The following is an 18,445-nucleotide window of genomic DNA, read 5'->3' as shown; positions in this document are numbered from 1 at the left end:
TATCAAAAATAATTGTATGAATGGAAATCATACCATCCGTAATAACAGGGCTTGAATATCAATTACCAGGAAGGTAAACCAATAATGTCTTCATCAAATTTTATTAATCTGGATCATAATAATAGTACGCAGCTAACTATTACGCCCCACCTATCATCACAGCACGAATCATATCGCGTATCCAACTGTGCCAAAGCTATCAGTGCTCTGTTGTTGGCATTGAGTGGCACTGCCGCTTGGGCAGATGACGATAGAAGAAAACATTCTATACAGCAAGGGGCTGAACATAACATAAACACCAACTCTGCCCAGTTGCAGAATATGTTCCAAAACCTTAAGTATTTGGCACAAAACATGGAAGAAGTTGGCCAGCAAAAGTTGGCACAGCATATGAAGCAAGAAGAGCAGCGTATACAAATTAGCCATCTGCCGATGGATCAGCAGATGGATAGGCGCATCGCGCTGAAGCTCAATTCGCCCGACTCAGAGCTAAAGAGGTTGGAGGATGACAGTGAGCGTCTGCAGTCGCAATTCAACCAGTTGGAGAAACAGTTGCAGAATAGGTACCCGCTGGAGTACCTGCAACTGCAATTACAGGAGTACCAGCAACTACCAGAGGAAGAGCAGCAGCATCACCCATTGGTAGCGCACCAGGAACACCAGCAAAGCAAGGTGAAAGATCATATTGGCAATAATGATACGTTGCCGGCAGCAACAACGATAACAACCAAGCCTAAAAAAGCAACACCACCCGCCCCAAAACCCAAAAGGCTACCGGTACCTGAACCAATTCTTAAATCCCCCCCTATCATTAACCATAACCCGCAAGCCGGTAGCTATCTTGCCAACCAAATGGCCGCACAACAGATGTTTATTACTGACGACCTACAGCATCGCCAAGGAGAAACTCCCTACACTGACCCAATGACGGGCGAGCAAAAAGTTACCGGCATGTGGTTAAACACCAATGGGGCGATAACCCGTTTTAGCTCCGGTCAGGACCAACTCCACACCAAAGGCACCCGCTATTCAACTCAGTTAGGGGGCAAAATAAGCCAATGGAGCAGCGGTGAACATGATCTAGGAATTCTGGGAATAACTGCCGGTATCGGTAAAGCCAGCAGTCGTAGCAATTCCGCCACATCTCAGCATCAAGCTAATGGGTCTGTAGTTGGCTATAACTTAGGGTTATATAGCGTCTGGAATGCCGACAACATCAGTCAGCTTGGGCCTTATATTGGCTTACTTGCGCAATACGGAATGTTTAATAATCAGGTTAAGGCACCAGAAGTCGTCACCGGTGCGAATTATAAGTCTTATATATTCACCACAGCGTTAGAAACAGGTTACAAAATTCAATTGATCGAAAAAGAGAAGGCTAAGTTATTTGTACAACCGAAGGCGAAAGTATTGTGGCAACGTAGCAGTGGGCTGCAACATAAAGAACTCACCGGGCCACAGATAAAGATGGAAGAGAACAATACGGTTACGACCAAATTAGGATTACTTACAACGCTAGAACTTGGCGCTGATACTTTATCTACTACTAACACCTTAAAAATCAACCCGTTCATTGAAGCTAATTGGATAAATAGCAACGGGAATAAAGGGCTATTACTGGATGATGCCCATATTACACCGCAAGGAATGAACAACATTGCTGAGTTGAAACTAGGTGTTGAGGGCAAGTTCAATAACAACCTTAAGCTATGGAGCCATCTTGGTCAGCAGTTAGGTAAGCACAATTACTCAGATACCCAAGCGACTTTGGGTATCAATTACCAATTTTAAATTAGTTAGATACTAATTTCTTAACTAAAAACCAGTACCAGCAAAGTGTAACGTGATGCTGGTATTGGTACTTTTTATTTAAGTCATTAGATTTGGCCCAACTGCACAATAGGATTTTGTCTAAACGATGGGAAAACGTTATTATCGGCCCATATCCGCTATCAATTGATTGACTAACTTAGCCAGAGCAAATACATATGCAGGAACTAACTTATCTGCAAGGTTATCCCGAAAACTTACAGTCTCAGGTACGCCAACTCATCACCGAACAGCGTCTGGGGAATGTATTACGTCAGCGCTATCCACAATCCCATGATTACAATACGGATAAGATGTTGTATCAATACACGGTTGATTTAAAAAACCAGTATCTACGCAACGCTCAGCCGTTAAGTAAAGTGGCCTACGACAGTAAAATTCAGGTGATGAAGCATGCTCTCGGCCTGCATACCGCAATTTCCAGGGTGCAAGGTGGCAAATTAAAAGCAAAAGCAGAGATTCGGGTCGCCACTGTGTTTAAAAACGCGCCAGAAGCCTTCCTAAAAATGATAGTGGTTCATGAATTGGCGCATTTGAAAGAGAAAGATCACAACAAAGCATTCTATAGTTTGTGCTGCCATATGGAGCCGCAATATCATCAGTTAGAGTTTGACACTCGCCTCTATCTGACTCATTTGGATCTGTTTGGTGCGATTTATTAGTATTTGATTTACAAAGCCATACCGAATAGATTTCAAGGGGCAGACAGGCGGCAAGCAAGTGAACATAGCGCCCCCTGTAACGTCAAGTACGAAGGGAATTCGCCAAGAAAATCCCCTGTGGGTGTAACCATCTGGCGGTTCAACGTGTTTTTCTTCTGTAGTAACGGAGTTCACTATGATTCGCTTCGCTGTTATTGGCACTAATTGGATCACCGCACGCTTTGTTGATGCCGCCCACGAAAGTGGCAAGATGAAACTGGTTGCCGTTTACTCCCGTAAGCTGGAACAGGCCCAAGAGTTTGGCGATGATTACAACGTTACTGACTGCTTTGATAATCTGGAAGCCTTGGCGACGAGTGACCAGATTGATGCGGTGTATATTGCCAGCCCGAACTCCCTACATTATCCCCAGGCAAGATTGTTCCTCAGCCATAAAAAACACGTTATTTGCGAGAAATCGCTGGCATCAAATCTGGCTGAAGTCGAAGCGCTGGTTGCCTGTGCCCGCGAACATCAGGTCGTGCTATTTGAAGCTTTTAAAACTGCCTATCTGCCTAACTTTATTCAGTTAAAGCAGGCACTGCCCAAGGTGGGAAAATTACGTAAAGTCACCATTAACTTCTGCCAATATTCATCACGTTACCAGCGCTATCTGAACGGCGAAAATCCCAACACCTTTAACCCAGCCTTTTCTAATGGCTCGATCATGGATATTGGTTACTACTGTTTGGCTAGCGCACTGGCATTATGGGGCGAGCCGAAGTCAGTACTGGCCAGCGCCAGTTTGCTCCCCAGTGGGGTCGATGCCCACGGCACCGTCTGTATGAATTATGGCGATTTTGATGTGGTTCTCATCCATTCAAAAGTCAGCCAATCGGATATCCCCAGTGAAATTCAGGGGGAGGATGGTTCGCTGATTATTGAAAGTATCTCTGAATGTCTGTCTATCGCCTTTACCCCAAGAGGGGGCCATTCGGTGGATCTGACGCTGCCACAGCATATTAATACTATGCTGTATGAAGCTGAGGTTTTTGCCAATTTGGTGGAAAATGCACAGGTGGAACACGCTGGTTTGCAGTTGTCGTTGCTCACCTCGCGTATTCAAACAGATATTCGCCGCCAGACTGGGGTTATTTTCCCAGCAGATACCCAACCACCGGCTGTAAGTTAATTTACTTTCAATGATTGACCAGCAGCCCGTTTTCCATTATTTTTGCGCGGCAAAGGGGAGTAACTTCATTGCCGGTCAGCCGTCATTACGGTGCGAAAGCACCCGGTTACCGGGCAACCTCATTATGTACTAGCACCTATGGGTGTTGTTACATTATCGGTGTTGTAAGTGAGACCTTGCCGGAAGGCGAGGTTTGCTTGCAGCTCAGACATAGCGGCTAGCGTCTTCCGACGTTGGCCGTTTTTGTTTTTAAGAGGTTTATGAATGATGAATACCGTGGGTACTCCCTTATTGTGGGGTGGTTTTGCTGTTATCGTGACGATTATGCTTGCCATCGATTTACTCCTACAGGGGCGTCGTGGCGCGCAAACCATGACACTGCGTCAGGCTGCCTGCTGGTCGCTGGTGTGGATTAGTTTGTCTTTACTGTTTAATGCTGGTTTTTGGTGGTATCTGGCCGAAACAGTGGGGCGTGATATCGCCGACAAGCAAGCACTTGCCTTCCTGACCGGCTATCTGATCGAGAAAGCACTCGCCGTAGATAACGTCTTCGTTTGGTTAATGCTGTTTAGCTATTTTGCTGTTCCTGCCAATTTGCAGCGCCGGGTACTGATTTACGGTGTGCTGGGTGCGATTGTACTGCGCACTATTATGATCTTCGCCGGCAGTTGGCTGGTGTCGCAATTCAGTTGGATCCTGTATCTGTTTGGTGCCTTCCTGCTGTTTACCGGTATCAAAATGGCATTGGCAAAAGAAGACGATACTCCCATCGGTGAGAAACCACTGGTTCGCTGGATTCGTAATCACTTACGCATGACGGATGAGTTACATGGCGACCGCTTCACTGTGCGTAAAAATGGCCTGCTCTATGCAACGCCACTGGTGCTGGTATTAATTCTGGTTGAGCTAAGTGATGTGATTTTTGCCGTTGACAGCATCCCAGCTATCTTCGCGGTGACCACCGATCCCTTTATTGTGTTGACCTCTAACCTGTTCGCTATTTTAGGTCTGCGTGCCATGTATTTCTTACTCGCAAATGTGGCCGAACGCTTCTCAATGTTGAAGTATGGTTTATCCGTCATTCTGGTGTTTATCGGTATCAAAATGATGATTATTGACCTGTTCCATATCCCTATTGGCATTTCATTAGGTGTGGTAGCCGGTATTCTGGCACTGACATTGTTAATTAATGTCTGGGTAAATCATCGCGCAGACCGCCGTTTAGCAGCAGATAAAACCCTCCACAAGTAAGCTGCCTGACGCTACAATCTATTATGCGGGGGAGTAATAACCCCGCATTTATCCCGTATATTTCGCCACTCACCAAATGTTATTACGATCACATAAATGTAAACAAAATGTTATGCAATATTGATCCGTATTGGATTTTGCTGATTGTCTTTTTCCTCGCCAATAGATTCCCTTATACTGTCAAAGCAAACACACCCAGTTACAAATAATATTAAGTTACAGGTGTGAACATAAGTGCTCAGCCCCGTTCCGGTTTGAGTGCTAAATGGGTAAAAAAATAAGACAAGTTTAACTTGGGAAGAGGCATCACTGGAAACTATGGAAAAGACACCATCTGGATTTATCGGGTTTATCGCCCGTGGCAGTTTAGTTAAACAGATATTGGTCGGTTTAGTGGCGGGTATCATTTTGGCCGTGGTCTCTACCCCTGCCGCTACAGCCGTTGGTCTGCTCGGTACATTATTCGTTGGCGCATTGAAAGCTGTTGCACCGATATTGGTTTTGATGCTGGTCATGGCCTCCATTGCCAACCATAAACAGGGGCAAAAAACCAGTATCCGCCCTATTCTGTTTTTGTATCTATTGGGTACCTTTTCAGCCGCATTGATTGCTGTGGTGGTTAGCTTTATGTTCCCATCCACCCTGATTCTGGCGACCAATACTGCTGAAATCACCCCTCCCGGTGGGATTGTCGAAGTACTGAAAGGCTTGCTGAGCAGCATAATTGCTAACCCGATTCATGCGCTGCTCAATGCTAACTATATCGGCATTCTGGCCTGGGCCGTGGGCTTGGGTATTGCCTTGCGTCATGCTGCGGATACCACTAAAGCCTTAATTAATGATATGTCTGATGCTGTGACCAAAGTGGTACGAGTGGTTATCCGTTTTGCGCCGCTGGGTATTTTTGGCTTGGTTGCCTCCACCATGGCAGAAACGGGTTTTGGCGTGTTACTGGGTTACGCACAGCTACTCATCGTATTAATTGGCTGTATGTTACTGGTGGCATTAGTAATAAACCCACTGATTGTGTATTGGAAAATTCGCCGTAACCCATATCCACTGGTCTTTGCCTGCTTGCGTGAAAGTGGTGTAACCGCCTTCTTTACCCGCAGTTCAGCGGCTAACATTCCAGTAAATATGGAAATGTGTAAGAAGATGAACCTGAATGAAGACACTTACTCAGTCTCCATTCCATTGGGTGCCACCATTAACATGGCCGGCGCGGCAATTACTATCACCGTGCTAACACTGGCGGCGGTACATACGCTGGGTATTCCGGTTGATTTGCCCACTGCCCTGCTGTTGAGTGTGGTGGCGGCAATTTGTGCCTGTGGTGCATCCGGGGTTGCCGGTGGCTCACTGTTGCTGATCCCATTGGCTTGCAGCATGTTTGGCATTCCGAATGAGATAGCAATGCAAGTGGTCGCGGTTGGTTTCATTATCGGTGTGTTACAGGATTCAGCCGAAACCGCCCTGAACTCCTCCACCGATGTGCTGTTCACTGCCGCGGCCTGCCAGGCAGACGATGCCAGACTGGCTAATCCAGATCCACTGGCGAACCGTAAAAGCATCTGAATCAGGATAGTGTCATAACCCGTGGGGGCGATTACAGCCCCCAGTTTTATTGGGCGGCGTCTTCTTTTACCGCTTTCTTCTCAACCCGGAAAGGGTCTATTCCTTTAAGTTGCAGGCGGCGGAAACGGATAATATTAAAACCGTTTAGCAGTAAGAAACTGCCTTCAATTAATGAGCCACCAATAGAACCCAACCATACGTTATGGATAACCCAGCAGACGGTGGAGACCCACATCACACAACGGGTGGTCAGCCCATGGGTGCGAAACAGTGCCCAAGTGCTGATTACCGTGCCAAAAATGGGCAATATTTCCACCGCATGTTGCATACGCCAAATACCAAAAGTCAGCGTCAGGATGATAAAAACCATCATCGCAATATTACTGCGCGTTTTAGCGGCTACCAGATTACGTAATGCGTTAAGCATGGCACTACTGCCGGCAGCACTGGCTCCCATCAGGAAGAAGTGGCAACCAATAATGGCACTGTATGCGGAAAGTTGAAGTTTGAAACGCCGCTCATCACGGTTGAAAAATAGGGTGATACCGACAAAAAATGCCAGTACACCAATGGATTGAGCAAACCAATAGAAGGTCATGGTGGGGAGTCCTGAAGTGCAGTTACCCGCACTGAGTCTGACTGTTAATAATGAACCCCCTTCGTGCTTGAAGCCACAGGATTGTTAGCTGCCCTTTACTCAGCAGATTTGTCACCCGAATCACTTACCTGAGTAAGCTCATCGGGGTTTATTTGCGGGCGGCCTACCTGTAACTCCAATTACTTTGGGTATCGGAGCTTATTTATAAAAAATAAAACACCGTTTCATATTATTCGAAAGACATACTATTTACAAGGTTACACCACTTTTAAAGATCGCCAGTTCGCGGAAATCATTCACTTCATTGCGCGCCGGTTTACCATTGGCAATGTCGACAATCAACTCGACAAACTCAGTCAACAAGGTGTCCATTGAGGTGCCGTGAATCAACTTACCAGCATCAAAATCAATCCAATGTGGCTTTTTCGCTGCCAATTCACTGTTGGTTGCCAGTTTCACCGTCGGTACAAAACCACCGTAAGGTGTGCCACGACCGGTACTGAACAGCACCATATGGCAGCCAGCACCCGCCAACGCACTGGTTGCCACCGCATCATTGCCCGGTGCGCTGAGCAGGTTCAAGCCAGGACGTTGCAAGCGCTCGCCATATTTCAATACATCGACCACTTTGCTCTGACCCGCTTTCTGGGTGCAACCAAGGGATTTCTCTTCCAATGTGGTGATACCGCCCGCTTTATTACCCGGTGATGGGTTTTCATAAATCGGTTGGTTGTGAGCGATAAAGTACTGTTTGAAATCATTGACCATACTGACCGTCTTTTCAAAAGTTGCTTCATCGCGGCAACGGCTCATCAGAATACGTTCCGCACCGAACATCTCCGGTACTTCGGTCAGTACAGAGGTTCCGCCATTCGCAATGACATAGTCAGAGAAGCGCCCTAGCAGAGGGTTAGCCGTAATACCGGACAAACCATCAGAGCCGCCACATTCCAGACCAAATTTCAGTTCACTCAGTTTGCCCGGCACCCGTTGGTCATTACGCATCACCTGATAGAGCGCATGTAAATGCTCTAAACCAGCTTCAACTTCATCATCCTGCTGTTGGCAGACCATAAAGTGCACGCGATCTTCATCAACCTTGCCCAGCGTAGTTTGGAAAACATCTACCTGATTGTTTTCACAACCCAGGCCAATCACCAGCACCGCACCCGCGTTAGGGTGACGTACCATGTTTTGCAGCATGGTACGGGTATTTTCATGATCCTGACCCAGTTGTGAACAACCGAATGGGTGGCTGAACAGATAAACACCATCAATACCTTCTGCATCCTGAGTCTCTTTCAGGAAACGCTGCTGGATTTGGCGGGCGATGCCATTCACGCAACCAACAGTCGGCACTATCCACAATTCGTTGCGAATCCCCACATTACCGTTAGCACGACGGTAGATTTGCACCTCACGATCCGCCATTTGTGGTGGCAGGTCACTGAATTCCGGCTGATATTGATACTCATCCAGATCACTGAGGTTAGTCTTGGCATTTTGCGAATGAATATGTTCGCCCGGTTGGATGAGAATTAATGCATGACCAATCGGCAAACCATACTTAACGATCATCTGACCCGGTTCGATCGCTGTTAAAGCAAACTTATGGCCACGGGCCACCGGCTGAGCCAGCTTAACGCTGAGCTCACCGGTTTCAATGACTTCATCTGCGGCCAGGTCTTGCAGTGCGACAGCAACATTATCCAGCGGGTGAATTTTTATAATACTTTGCATAGTTAAACCTTTAGCTATAGGCCGCTACCGCAGCTCTCATGCCACGATCAATGATTGTTTGCAGTTGCTCTGTCACCTGGTTGGCCAGTTGTGGAACGGCGGTCAAATCCTGCCCCCAATGGGTCGCATCAGACAGTACGCTGTTAACTAACTCAGCCAGAGTGATATCACTGTGTTTTACACCACTCCACAAGGTTGAATAGCGTTCCAACCAGTGAGCATCATCCTGCAACGGGTAAGTTTGACCCTCACGCTCACCACGGTAAAAGGCGATAAGGGCTGCCAGAGCAAAGGTCAGACGCGGTGGTAACTTGCCTTGCTGCTGCTGGTAGGTTAGCAACTGTGGCAAAATACGCGTACGGAATTTAGTCATACCATTCAAGGCGATAGACAGCAGCTGATGCTGAATGAACGGATTGCGGAACCGGCTTAATACCGCTTGCGAGAACGACAATAATTCGTCTTCTGGTAAATCCAATACCGGTACAATCTCTTCGGTAATGGTTTTCTCTACAAAGCTGCTGATTTGTGCGTCATCCATCGTCTGGCCGACGGTGTCCAGCCCAGAGAGGTATGCCACGGGTACCAGCGCGGTGTGTGCGCCGTTCAGAATGGCAACTTTGCGTTCTTTATAGGGTTTGATGTCATCAACGATACGCACGTTCAGCTCAAGCTGGTCGAGGCGCAGTTCCTGAGCCAGTTCTTTTTGCCCTTGAATAACAAACAGATAGAAGTATTCTGCGGTATCCAGGAAGCTGTCCTGATAACCCAGTTCGGTCTGTAAGGCAGCCACTTCATCACGCGGATAGCCTGTAACGATGCGGTCAACCAGCGTTGAACAAAAAGTATTGTTTTCAGTTAACCACTGGGTGAAAGCGGCAGGTAACTGCCAGTGACTGGCATAACGCAACACCAGTTCGCGCAGTGCTTCACCATTGTAATCAATCAGTTCACAAGGCAGTAACACCCAACCTTTATCTGCGGCACCGGCAAAATGCTCGAAACGTTCAAACAGTAAACGGGTCAATTTAGCCGGGAAAGAGCTTGGTGGTGCGTCACTGAATTGGTCGGCTTCATTCCAGGCAATACCCGCTTCGGTGGTATTTGAGAACATAAAGCGGATATTGGCATCGCGGGCCAGCGCCAAATATTCATCGAACTGACGGTAAATATTGATCTCACGGTTAACCGAGCGGATCAGGCGGGATTCACGCACCGCTTCGCCCTGCTCATTCAAACCACGGATCACCGCAGTGTACAGACCATCCTGAGTACTGAGTGACGGTGGAAAATCAGTATCGATCGGGCGGATCACCACGATCCCGGCATTCAGATCGGTGTGTTCATTGAGTAAATCAATCTGCCAGTCAACAAAAGCACGCAGGAAGTTACCTTCGCCAAATTGAATAATCTTGTCAGGGTGGCTACGGCCGGGAAAGTCACGACGGTTTAGAGTTTGCATCAGGGTTCACCTCATAACGCATACAGCCATGGACCGGCATTACTGACAGTCCGTGCTTTGCAGGCAATCCTTTCTTTGTAGAGAAGGTCTTTACCGCAGTGCAGCCGGGCGTTAAATAAATAATGAGTTAGAGTTATACAGAGCCGCTAACCGGCCCTGTTATTTGTTATTCAAAGCGATTACAGCTCGATGGCAAAATATTGCTTCGCGTTATCGAAACAGATGTTTTTCACCATTGAACCCAGCAGTTCAATATCTGCCGGAGCTTCGCCATCTTCCACCCAACGACCAATCATCTGGCACAGGATGCGACGGAAGTATTCATGGCGCGTATAAGACAAGAAGCTGCGGCTATCCGTCAGCATGCCAACGAAGCGGCTTAGCAAACCAAGTTGTGCCAGTTGGGTCATTTGGCGTTGCATGCCATCTTTCTGGTCGTTAAACCACCAGCCGGAACCGAACTGCATTTTCCCCGCAGCACCTTCGCCCTGGAAGTTGCCAACCATCGTGCCAATAACTTCGTTATCACGTGGGTTCAGGCAGTAAAGGATGGTTTTTGGTAATGCATTACGCAGGCCCTGAGCATCCAACAGACGGGACAGTGGCTGCGCCAGTGGTTGGTCATTGATGGAGTCAAAACCGATATCCGGCCCCACCAGGTTAAACATGCGGCTGTTATTGTTACGCAGAGCGCCGATGTGGTACTGCTGCACCCATTCACGGCGGTGATATTCGCCAGACAGGAATAGCAACACTGCGGTTTTAAACTGGGCGATCTCTTCAGTAGTGGGCTGATTACCGGCCAGACGGCGCGCCAGAATCGCATCCAACGTGGCTTCATCTGCTTCACCGTAGACCACGACGTCCAAGGCATGATCCGATACTTTACAGCCGTGCGCGGCAAAGTGGTCCATCCGTTTGTTCAGTGCCGTGCACAGATCGGCAAAGCGGCTGATAGAGGTATCAGCGGCAGCTTCCAAGCGCTGCATGTAGTCGTTAAAACCAGCGGCTTCAATGTTGAAGGCTTTATCTGGACGCCAGCTTGGCAACACTTTGATGTTGAAACTGCCATCAGCAGCAATAGCTTTATGGTGGCGCAGGTCATCAATCGGGTCATCAGTGGTACCGACCATTTTTACATTCATCTGCTGCATAATGCCGCGCGCAGAGAAACTGTCCTGAGCCAGTAATTCATTACCGCGTTGCCAGATCTCTTCTGACGTCGCAGGAGATAATAACTTACCTGTAATACCAAATGGACGGCGCAATTCAAGATGAGTCCAGTGATACAGTGGGTTACCAATAGTATGCGGAACCGTTGCAGCCCAAGCTTCGAACTTCTCACGATCACTGGCATCGCCGGTACACAAACGTTCTGCTACACCATTAGTCCGCATAGCACGCCATTTATAGTGGTCACCTTTCAACCAGATGTCATACAGATTCTTAAAGCGGTAGTTTTCTGCGATCTGTTCAGGGGGTAAATGGCAATGATAATCAAAGATCGGCTGATCTTTTGCGTAGTCATGATACAGACGACGGGCGAATTCGGTGTCCAGCAAAAAGTCTTCGGTCAAAAACTGCGACATATTAGGTTCCTCACTTGAGTACATCTTAGAGCACTGCTCTCTGTTATCGCGAAGTTATCACACCAATTTCATCTATCGTCCAGCATTTTTTTATCGATAGAGATCGCAAAAACCTAACAAAAAGAACAAATACTCAACATTTATAATCTATTTAGCCCCTTGCGGCACTAAGTCTGTCGGGTTCTATTATTCCCTAATTGAAAAGTGGTTTTTGTGATATCACTCAACTTTTAAATCTGTATGACAAGTTATTGTTGCGTCGCCCTCAGTCATCTCATCCGCATTGCTCTATCAAATGCGCTGATTTGACCCAAGCGGGAAGACACAAGCAAGAATGAGAGCAGCTACAGCACAGTTGCTCTCAATAGGAAGGGATACCCAAAGCAGTTGAAGCTCGTGACAGCACGTAGCCTCAACGCCAATAAGAAGGTATGACCCAACGTAATTGGTGTTACAGGTCGGCGGCAAACGAGTGAATCCGGCAAAACTGATTCCAGTCAGTGATGCGGGGGAATGAGAGCAGCTAACACCGCTGTAACGTCAATTAAGCAGGGTCGGGTACCACCACATGCACAGCGATGTAGGTTGGACCAAATTGCGCCATGAAACGCCGCTACAGGTCGCGCTTCATAGCAGTAATCTTAGACTGGGAGAAAGTTATAAATGATGCGTAAAATTAAAGGCTTACGCTGGTACATGATCGCTTTGGTCACCGTCGGCACCATATTGGGTTACTTAACACGTAATGCTATTGCGGTTGCCGCACCGACGTTGCAAGAGCAGTTACATATCACGACACAGCAATACTCTTACATCATTGCCGCTTATTCTGCTGCTTACACCCTGATGCAACCGGTAGCCGGTTATGTTCTGGATGTGATGGGCACCAAAGTGGGCTATGCCATGTTTGCCATTATGTGGGCCATCTTCTGTATGAGTACCGCGTTGGCCAGCAGTTGGGGCGGTTTAGCTATCGCTCGTGGTGCGGTAGGTATGGCAGAGGCTGCTATGATCCCAGCTGGCCTGAAGGCCAGTAGCGAATGGTTCCCGGCAAAAGAACGCTCCATTGCTGTAGGTTATTTTAACGTCGGTTCCTCTATCGGCGGCATGATTGCACCACCACTAGTGGTGTGGGCTATCGTGATGCACAGTTGGCAGATGGCATTTATCATCACCGGTGTGCTCAGTCTGATTTGGGCTATTGCCTGGTTAATCCTCTACAAACACCCGAAAGACCAGAAAAAACTGACTGATGAAGAACGTGAATACATCCTCAGTGGTCAGGAAGCACAGCACTCCACTGCTAACGCTAAAAAGATGTCTGCATTGCAGATTATCCGTAACCGTCAGTTCTGGGGCATTGCGATCCCGCGTTTCTTGGCAGAACCAGCCTGGGGGACATTTAACGCTTGGATCCCGCTATTCATGTTTAAAGCCTATGGCTTTAACCTGAAAGAAATCGCCATGTTCGCCTGGATGCCAATGCTGTTTGCCGACCTGGGCTGTATTTTGGGTGGCTACCTGCCGCCGTTGTTCCAGAAACACTTCAAAGTTAACCTGATTGTTTCCCGTAAGTTGGTGGTAACAATGGGTGGCCTGTTAATGATTGCACCGGGGACTATCGGCCTGTTCACTAGCCCTTATGCTGCTATCGCACTGCTGTGTGTTGGGGGCTTTGCTCACCAATCCCTGTCCGGCGCACTGATTACGCTATCTTCCGACGTATTTGGTCGTAACGAAGTGGCCACAGCCAACGGGTTAACCGGTATGGCGGCCTGGACTGCCAGTACCATGTTCGCTCTGGTGGTGGGTGCGTTGGCAGACACCATGGGCTTCAGCCCTCTGTTTGCTGCACTGGCGGTATTTGATGTGTTAGCAGTAGTGGTTATCTGGACGGTACTGCAAAACCGCCCGGCGGTTGAACCTGCAATCGATCCGATACAACAGGCACCTGCCGGACAGAACTAATCTGACTAGTCATTATTGAGCCATTGGTTCGACTCCAGCCCGGTAATCATTTACCGGGCTTTTTACTTCTTCTTTGCCCTGGGTTTAGGGCGTATTTTCCATCACAACTGTGATAGCAATGACTAGAACCCAATAGGGATAAGTGGTATAACAAGTCCAATTGTATCTCCTTCGGGATATCATGCCTTCCAGACAAAATGAGCCGCAAAATTTGCTGCCTCAATTGATCCCAAGAGCCTTAATCATGGAATTCACAGAAACCAGACGGTTGTACCAGCAGTTAGCCGCAGAGTTAAAGCAGCGCATCGAAGCGGGTGTTTATCCGGTGGGGGATAAATTGCCGGCAGAACGCTACATTTCAGAAGAGATGAATGTCAGCCGCACCGTGGTCCGTGAAGCGATTATCATGCTGGAAGTAGAGGGTTACGTCGAAGTGCGTAAAGGCTCCGGTATCCACGTGATGTCGAATCAGCAAAAGCACCTCGTGATGCCCAACCACAGCATTGAATTCGCCACCGCAGGCCCCTTTGAGCTATTACAGGCCCGCCAGTTGATCGAAAGTAATATTGCTGAATTTGCCGCCACTCAGGTTACGCGGCAAGATATCGTGCAATTAATCGAGATCCAAAAGCATGCGCGCCAGGAAGACCGCTTCCGTGATTCACAATGGGATCTGAAATTCCACGTGCAGGTTGCTCTGGCCACCCAAAATACCGCCATGGCAACGATTGTCGAAAAAATGTGGAGCCAGCGGGTACATAACCCTTACTGGATCAAATTGCATGAGCATATCGATGATAAATCGATCGAGAGCTGGTGCGAAGATCACGACAGGATCCTTGAGGCACTGATGCGTAAAGATCCTTACGCCAGTAAACTTGCTATGTGGCAACATCTGGAAAATACCAAGCAGATGCTGTTTCGTGCTACTACCGATGATTTTGAATTTAATGTGGATCGTTATTTATTCACAGAAAACCCCGTTGTTCATCTCGATAATCTGATGATGAATAACAATATGGTCGCGAATAGTAAAAGCTGACCCTTGCCCGGATTGTTGCAGGCCATGGGAAGAGAAACTGATTCTATTCTTTCTCTTCCCGGTCTGATTATGCTGCTTTGTAGTCAGTAAATGTCGACTTCTGTCAACAAACGTCAGTATCAAGCCTATTTTTAAACCATTGCTTAATAAACACCCAGTAGGTCTCTATATTTCCCTGTTTCATATCCCGCTATTTTGCTAAAGTGGCAGCACTTTTTTACTTGGGTGCTTTGGGAGCGAAACGCAAATACATGCGCTGGTTGTTTGCTCTATTTATTGCAGTGTCTGGCTGGGCCGGTTCGGTCTCCGGCAACCTGCTATCGCCCACTCATTCTACCCCATCCGGCATGGCGCTCTCAGCGCTGAGTTCTGTTTATCATGACCGCCACGATGTTAGCGACACGCCATCATCTGTAAGTGCATTTTCACCTTACCTGCACTTGCAAAATAAGGTCATCTCCTCCCAATTGCGTCTGATGGGTTTGCCGGTCAAAAAAACGGCCATAAAGAATCGGCTGGGTGCCACCAAGTTTACTGGCTCAGCCAATCCGTCGTTGGCCAATAATTCATGGTCTGGGGCATATCTGCCGATGTCTCGCAGCAGTCGGGCGGATGAAATATACAAACAGCCGAGGCAATCACTGCCACTGCTTAACTACTCCAATTGGATGTTCCATGTATCGACACAGCAAAATCGTGTGGGTGGCTGGAAAGAGAGTAATATTCAATATAGCGGGATGCTTACCTACCACCATGATGCTCAGTTGTCGTAGCTGTCCAGGCAGTGACAGCGAGAAGTATATTTACCTATTGATATCAGCGAATTGGTTTGTTTTTAACACATTTATCAAAACCATCGCTTAAACACGAAAAGCCATCCGCTATTTTTGCGAGTCGTGTTTATAAACTAACGAATATACCCAAAGTAATTGGTATTGCAGTCAGGCAAAACGAACGAATCCCGCCCATTGATTAGCATCTCAGTGATTCGGGTAAGAAAGCGCCGCTGCAACGTCAGGTAAGAAGGGTATACAACAATGACGTTTTAGGAATACCAGATGGATATCATTAAAGAACTCTTACATGCTCTATGGGCACAAGACTATGAGACACTCGCGAACCCGTCTCTAGTATGGGCCATTTATATCCTGCTGTTTGTCATACTTTTCCTGGAGAATGGCTTGCTGCCAGCAGCCTTTTTACCGGGCGATAGTCTGCTGATTCTGGTTGGTGTACTGATTGCAAAAGGTGCAATGAGTTTCCCTGTGACCCTCGTGGTATTGACTACTGCCGCCAGCCTTGGATGCTGGGTCAGTTATATTCAGGGTCGATGGCTGGGGAATACGAAAGTAGTACAGGGTTGGTTGTCTCATCTACCCGCTCATTACCACCAGCGCGCCCATAATTTGTTCCATCGCCATGGTTTATCAGCCCTACTGGTAGGCCGTTTCTTGGCATTTGTGCGTACCTTGTTGCCAACTATTGCCGGGCTTTCAGGCCTGAACAACGCCCGTTTTCAGTTCTTCAACTGGATGAGCGGTTTCCTGTGGGTATTGATCCTGACAACCATGGGCTTTGCCTTTGGTAAAACCCCCGTATTCCTAAAATATGAAGACGAAGTGATGTTCGTCCTGATGTTATTGCCACTGGCACTATTGGTGATTGGCTTGTTTGGTTCTTTATATGTGCTTTGGCGCAAAAAAAATACGCCGCCAGTTGCAGATAGCAATGACAATAATAAAGGTAAGCCAGAGTGATCAACCTCAGGGGCCGTTTCGGCCGCCCGGTCTGGCACTATCTTATCCTGCCAGTTACAGCGTTGTTGCTGGCAGCCCTGTTGTTTACGCCGATCATTTTGCGCACAGAAAGTGCGTTGAAAATTCGACCTAACCAACAGGGGTTGTCCTTGCCTGATGGGTTTTATCTGTATCAACATCTCGATCAACGTGGGATTCGGATAAAAAGCATCACTCCAGAGGATGATAGCCTGGTGGTGAGCCTGGAATCCCCAGAACAGCAGAAAGAAGCCATTGCCGTTTTACAGGATATCTTGCCGAGTGGTTATGTGATTGTCTCGAGCGAGTCCAAGAAACGTCAGCGTCTGTTGCCTGCATTCAGAAATACCCCACAGAAAGTGGGATAATTATTGCTGCGGGGAACGAAATCCCCGTAGTCATCTCTTGTTTTTCGTCCATTTATTCCGCTGATATCTGATTAATCTATAAAAAATCCCGTGGTAAACTTGGGTATCACATAATTCAGCGCTATGCTTAGACATTCACGGCAACCTGTTTCGTCCCTGACTCTTGCTGTAAAAGGAAGCAATACTATGTTGTTACGTCACTCTCTCCTGTTGGTTTTACCCATTGTCGTGTTTTGTAATGTTGCTCAGGCAGCGGTAGACAATGAATGCGATATAAAAGCCAAAGAAATCCAACAACAGATAGATTATGCCAAACAACATGGCAATACCCGCCGCGCTGCTGGTCTGGAAACAGCCTTAAAAGAAGTAAAGAGCAATTGCACGGCGGAGAGCCTAAAGGCCGAACGACAACAAAAAATCAGACAAAAGCAGCACAAAGTCACTGAGCGTCAGCAAGAGTTAAAAGAGGCTCAGCAAAAAGGTGATGCTAGCAAAATTACCAAGCAGCAGAAGAAGTTAGTGGAAGCACAAGCTGAGTTAAAGCAAGCTCAGGCACAAAAGTAGCAACTCCGGTTTTAAATACGAGAATGGCGACTCATCAGGGTTATTTAAGATTATTAACCTTTTAACCTTGTAAAATATTCGCTACGTTATGTATTCACCTCAGTTATGTTAAGGAGCTATTACATGTCACAAGATAAAACCTCTGAACATTTACGCGCTGAACTTAAGTCACTGGCAGATACTTTGGAAGAAGTGCTGCAAACTTCGACCGATAAGCCGAAAGCTGAGTTAGAAAAGCTGCGAGCCAAAGCGGAAAACGCGTTGAAAGATACTCGCGAGCGTCTGAGCGAAACCGGCGATAAAATCGCAGCCCAAACTAAAGAAATTGCTGATAAAGCAGATACCTATGTTCACGACAATCCTTGGACTGGCGTAGGCATCGGTGCTGCTGTCGGCGTGGTGTTAGGCGTTCTGTTGTCTCGCCGCTGATTATGGCTGAGCTTCCTCACACTCAGGGCCCCGGTAAAGGGGTCCTCGATACTGTTCATCGTATCGCCACCATTGTGGTAGGCATGGTTGAAACCCGTGTACGGCTGGCTGCTATTGAGCTGGAAGAGGAAAAAGCAACACTGGTTCAGTTGCTGATGATGGCAGGGATTACCTTGCTGTTTACCGCTTTCGGGTTGATGAGTCTGCTGGTATTAGTCATATGGGGTATTGATCCTGCCTATCGTTTAATGGCGCTTGGCACTACCACTGCCGTGCTATTAGCACTAGCGATAATCGGTATTATCTGGACTCTCACCAAGGCGCGCCGCTCCACACTGCTGGGTTCTACCCGTAAGCAACTGGAAACGGATCGCGAGTTATTGGAGAAAGAGCGTTGAGCCGCCGTAAATTAGCACAGGAA

17 protein-coding genes are annotated in these 18,445 nt (G+C 47.5%); 13 read left to right on the top strand and 4 right to left on the bottom strand.

What is annotated here, in order from left to right:
* The first annotated feature begins 84 nt into the window (after positions 1-84).
* From V2A85_RS14055 to sstT, 5 genes are all read left to right on the top strand, one after another.
* A complete protein-coding gene (locus V2A85_RS14055) occupies positions 85-1,791 on the top strand; it encodes an autotransporter outer membrane beta-barrel domain-containing protein (protein ID WP_420071671.1) in 1,707 nt (568 codons plus the stop codon).
* Positions 1,792-1,988: 197 nt separating this feature from the next.
* Positions 1,989-2,492, top strand: coding sequence for a M48 family metallopeptidase (locus tag V2A85_RS14050; protein ID WP_005192896.1), 504 nt, complete (start codon positions 1,989-1,991; stop codon positions 2,490-2,492).
* Between the two features lie 175 nt (positions 2,493-2,667).
* On the top strand, positions 2,668-3,663 hold the full coding sequence (locus V2A85_RS14045) for a Gfo/Idh/MocA family protein (RefSeq protein ID WP_083162340.1): 996 nt from the start codon (positions 2,668-2,670) through the stop codon (positions 3,661-3,663).
* A gap of 264 nt (positions 3,664-3,927) precedes the next feature.
* On the top strand, positions 3,928-4,914 hold the full coding sequence (locus tag V2A85_RS14040; protein ID WP_372560462.1) for a TerC family protein: 987 nt from the start codon (positions 3,928-3,930) through the stop codon (positions 4,912-4,914).
* A 318-nt stretch (positions 4,915-5,232) separates the two neighbouring features.
* Positions 5,233-6,489, top strand: a complete 1,257-nt coding sequence (gene sstT, locus V2A85_RS14035) for a serine/threonine transporter SstT (RefSeq protein WP_372560461.1) — start codon at positions 5,233-5,235, stop codon at positions 6,487-6,489.
* Positions 6,490-6,535: 46 nt separating this feature from the next.
* On the opposite strand, the gene V2A85_RS14030 is transcribed toward sstT, so the two are convergent.
* The 4 genes from V2A85_RS14030 to uxaC form a co-directional block, all read right to left on the bottom strand.
* Positions 6,536-7,087, bottom strand: a complete 552-nt coding sequence (locus V2A85_RS14030) for a YgjV family protein (protein ID WP_420071670.1) — start codon at positions 7,085-7,087, stop codon at positions 6,536-6,538.
* A 249-nt stretch (positions 7,088-7,336) separates the two neighbouring features.
* The gene (locus V2A85_RS14025) at positions 7,337-8,827 is read right to left on the bottom strand and encodes a UxaA family hydrolase (RefSeq protein ID WP_083162332.1); all 1,491 of its coding nucleotides are present in this window, start codon (positions 8,825-8,827) and stop codon (positions 7,337-7,339) included.
* A gap of 10 nt (positions 8,828-8,837) precedes the next feature.
* Entirely contained in the window at positions 8,838-10,289 is a 1,452-nt protein-coding gene (locus tag V2A85_RS14020; protein ID WP_420071669.1) for a tagaturonate reductase, read from the bottom strand.
* A gap of 179 nt (positions 10,290-10,468) precedes the next feature.
* Positions 10,469-11,878 (bottom strand): glucuronate isomerase, encoded by a 1,410-nt coding sequence (gene uxaC / locus V2A85_RS14015; protein ID WP_372560459.1) that lies wholly within the window; start codon positions 11,876-11,878, stop codon positions 10,469-10,471.
* Positions 11,879-12,541: 663 nt separating this feature from the next.
* Between uxaC and V2A85_RS14010 the strand changes: the two genes are divergently transcribed.
* The 8 genes from V2A85_RS14010 to V2A85_RS13975 all read left to right on the top strand — a co-directional run bounded on the left by V2A85_RS14010 (position 12,542) and on the right by V2A85_RS13975 (position 18,422).
* Positions 12,542-13,846, top strand: a complete 1,305-nt coding sequence (locus tag V2A85_RS14010) for an MFS transporter (RefSeq protein WP_083162326.1) — start codon at positions 12,542-12,544, stop codon at positions 13,844-13,846.
* 244 nt (positions 13,847-14,090) lie between these two features.
* Positions 14,091-14,888: a transcriptional regulator ExuR gene (gene exuR / locus V2A85_RS14005; RefSeq protein WP_083162325.1), complete on the top strand. Its 798-nt coding sequence runs from the start codon at positions 14,091-14,093 to the stop codon at positions 14,886-14,888.
* 251 nt (positions 14,889-15,139) lie between these two features.
* The gene (locus V2A85_RS14000; protein ID WP_372560458.1) at positions 15,140-15,661 is read left to right on the top strand and encodes a hypothetical protein; all 522 of its coding nucleotides are present in this window, start codon (positions 15,140-15,142) and stop codon (positions 15,659-15,661) included.
* Between the two features lie 285 nt (positions 15,662-15,946).
* Entirely contained in the window at positions 15,947-16,645 is a 699-nt protein-coding gene (locus tag V2A85_RS13995; RefSeq protein ID WP_083162324.1) for a DedA family protein, read from the top strand.
* On the top strand, positions 16,642-17,031 hold the full coding sequence (mzrA, locus tag V2A85_RS13990; protein ID WP_372560457.1) for an EnvZ/OmpR regulon moderator MzrA: 390 nt from the start codon (positions 16,642-16,644) through the stop codon (positions 17,029-17,031). The genes V2A85_RS13995 and mzrA overlap by 4 nt, the downstream gene beginning before the upstream one ends.
* 186 nt (positions 17,032-17,217) lie before the next feature.
* The gene (locus V2A85_RS13985; protein WP_372560456.1) at positions 17,218-17,595 is read left to right on the top strand and encodes a DUF1090 domain-containing protein; all 378 of its coding nucleotides are present in this window, start codon (positions 17,218-17,220) and stop codon (positions 17,593-17,595) included.
* A gap of 123 nt (positions 17,596-17,718) precedes the next feature.
* Positions 17,719-18,024, top strand: a complete 306-nt coding sequence (locus V2A85_RS13980) for a DUF883 family protein (RefSeq protein WP_372560455.1) — start codon at positions 17,719-17,721, stop codon at positions 18,022-18,024.
* Between the two features lie 2 nt (positions 18,025-18,026).
* Positions 18,027-18,422, top strand: a complete 396-nt coding sequence (locus V2A85_RS13975) for a phage holin family protein (protein WP_083162321.1) — start codon at positions 18,027-18,029, stop codon at positions 18,420-18,422.
* The last annotated feature ends 23 nt before the right edge of the window (positions 18,423-18,445 follow it).

Source organism: Yersinia sp. 1252 StPb PI, from assembly GCF_048593885.1.
Classification (GTDB): Bacteria; Pseudomonadota; Gammaproteobacteria; order Enterobacterales; family Enterobacteriaceae; genus Yersinia; species Yersinia enterocolitica_E.
This window is presented reverse-complemented; position numbering and strand designations above follow the sequence as displayed.

Coding starts and splice junctions, on each gene's coding strand:
- V2A85_RS13985 (WP_372560456.1), top strand. CDS start 17,218: ATGTTGTTACGTCACTCTCTCCTGTTGGTTTTACCCATTGTCGTGTTT.
- V2A85_RS14040 (WP_372560462.1), top strand. CDS start 3,928: ATGATGAATACCGTGGGTACTCCCTTATTGTGGGGTGGTTTTGCTGTT.
- V2A85_RS13975 (WP_083162321.1), top strand. CDS start 18,027: ATGGCTGAGCTTCCTCACACTCAGGGCCCCGGTAAAGGGGTCCTCGAT.
- V2A85_RS14020 (WP_420071669.1), bottom strand. CDS start 10,289: ATGCAAACTCTAAACCGTCGTGACTTTCCCGGCCGTAGCCACCCTGAC.
- uxaC (WP_372560459.1), bottom strand. CDS start 11,878: ATGTCGCAGTTTTTGACCGAAGACTTTTTGCTGGACACCGAATTCGCC.
- V2A85_RS14025 (WP_083162332.1), bottom strand. CDS start 8,827: ATGCAAAGTATTATAAAAATTCACCCGCTGGATAATGTTGCTGTCGCA.
- V2A85_RS14045 (WP_083162340.1), top strand. CDS start 2,668: ATGATTCGCTTCGCTGTTATTGGCACTAATTGGATCACCGCACGCTTT.
- V2A85_RS14000 (WP_372560458.1), top strand. CDS start 15,140: ATGCGCTGGTTGTTTGCTCTATTTATTGCAGTGTCTGGCTGGGCCGGT.
- V2A85_RS14050 (WP_005192896.1), top strand. CDS start 1,989: ATGCAGGAACTAACTTATCTGCAAGGTTATCCCGAAAACTTACAGTCT.
- sstT (WP_372560461.1), top strand. CDS start 5,233: ATGGAAAAGACACCATCTGGATTTATCGGGTTTATCGCCCGTGGCAGT.
- V2A85_RS13995 (WP_083162324.1), top strand. CDS start 15,947: ATGGATATCATTAAAGAACTCTTACATGCTCTATGGGCACAAGACTAT.
- V2A85_RS14010 (WP_083162326.1), top strand. CDS start 12,542: ATGATGCGTAAAATTAAAGGCTTACGCTGGTACATGATCGCTTTGGTC.
- V2A85_RS13980 (WP_372560455.1), top strand. CDS start 17,719: ATGTCACAAGATAAAACCTCTGAACATTTACGCGCTGAACTTAAGTCA.
- V2A85_RS14055 (WP_420071671.1), top strand. CDS start 85: ATGTCTTCATCAAATTTTATTAATCTGGATCATAATAATAGTACGCAG.
- exuR (WP_083162325.1), top strand. CDS start 14,091: ATGGAATTCACAGAAACCAGACGGTTGTACCAGCAGTTAGCCGCAGAG.
- V2A85_RS14030 (WP_420071670.1), bottom strand. CDS start 7,087: ATGACCTTCTATTGGTTTGCTCAATCCATTGGTGTACTGGCATTTTTT.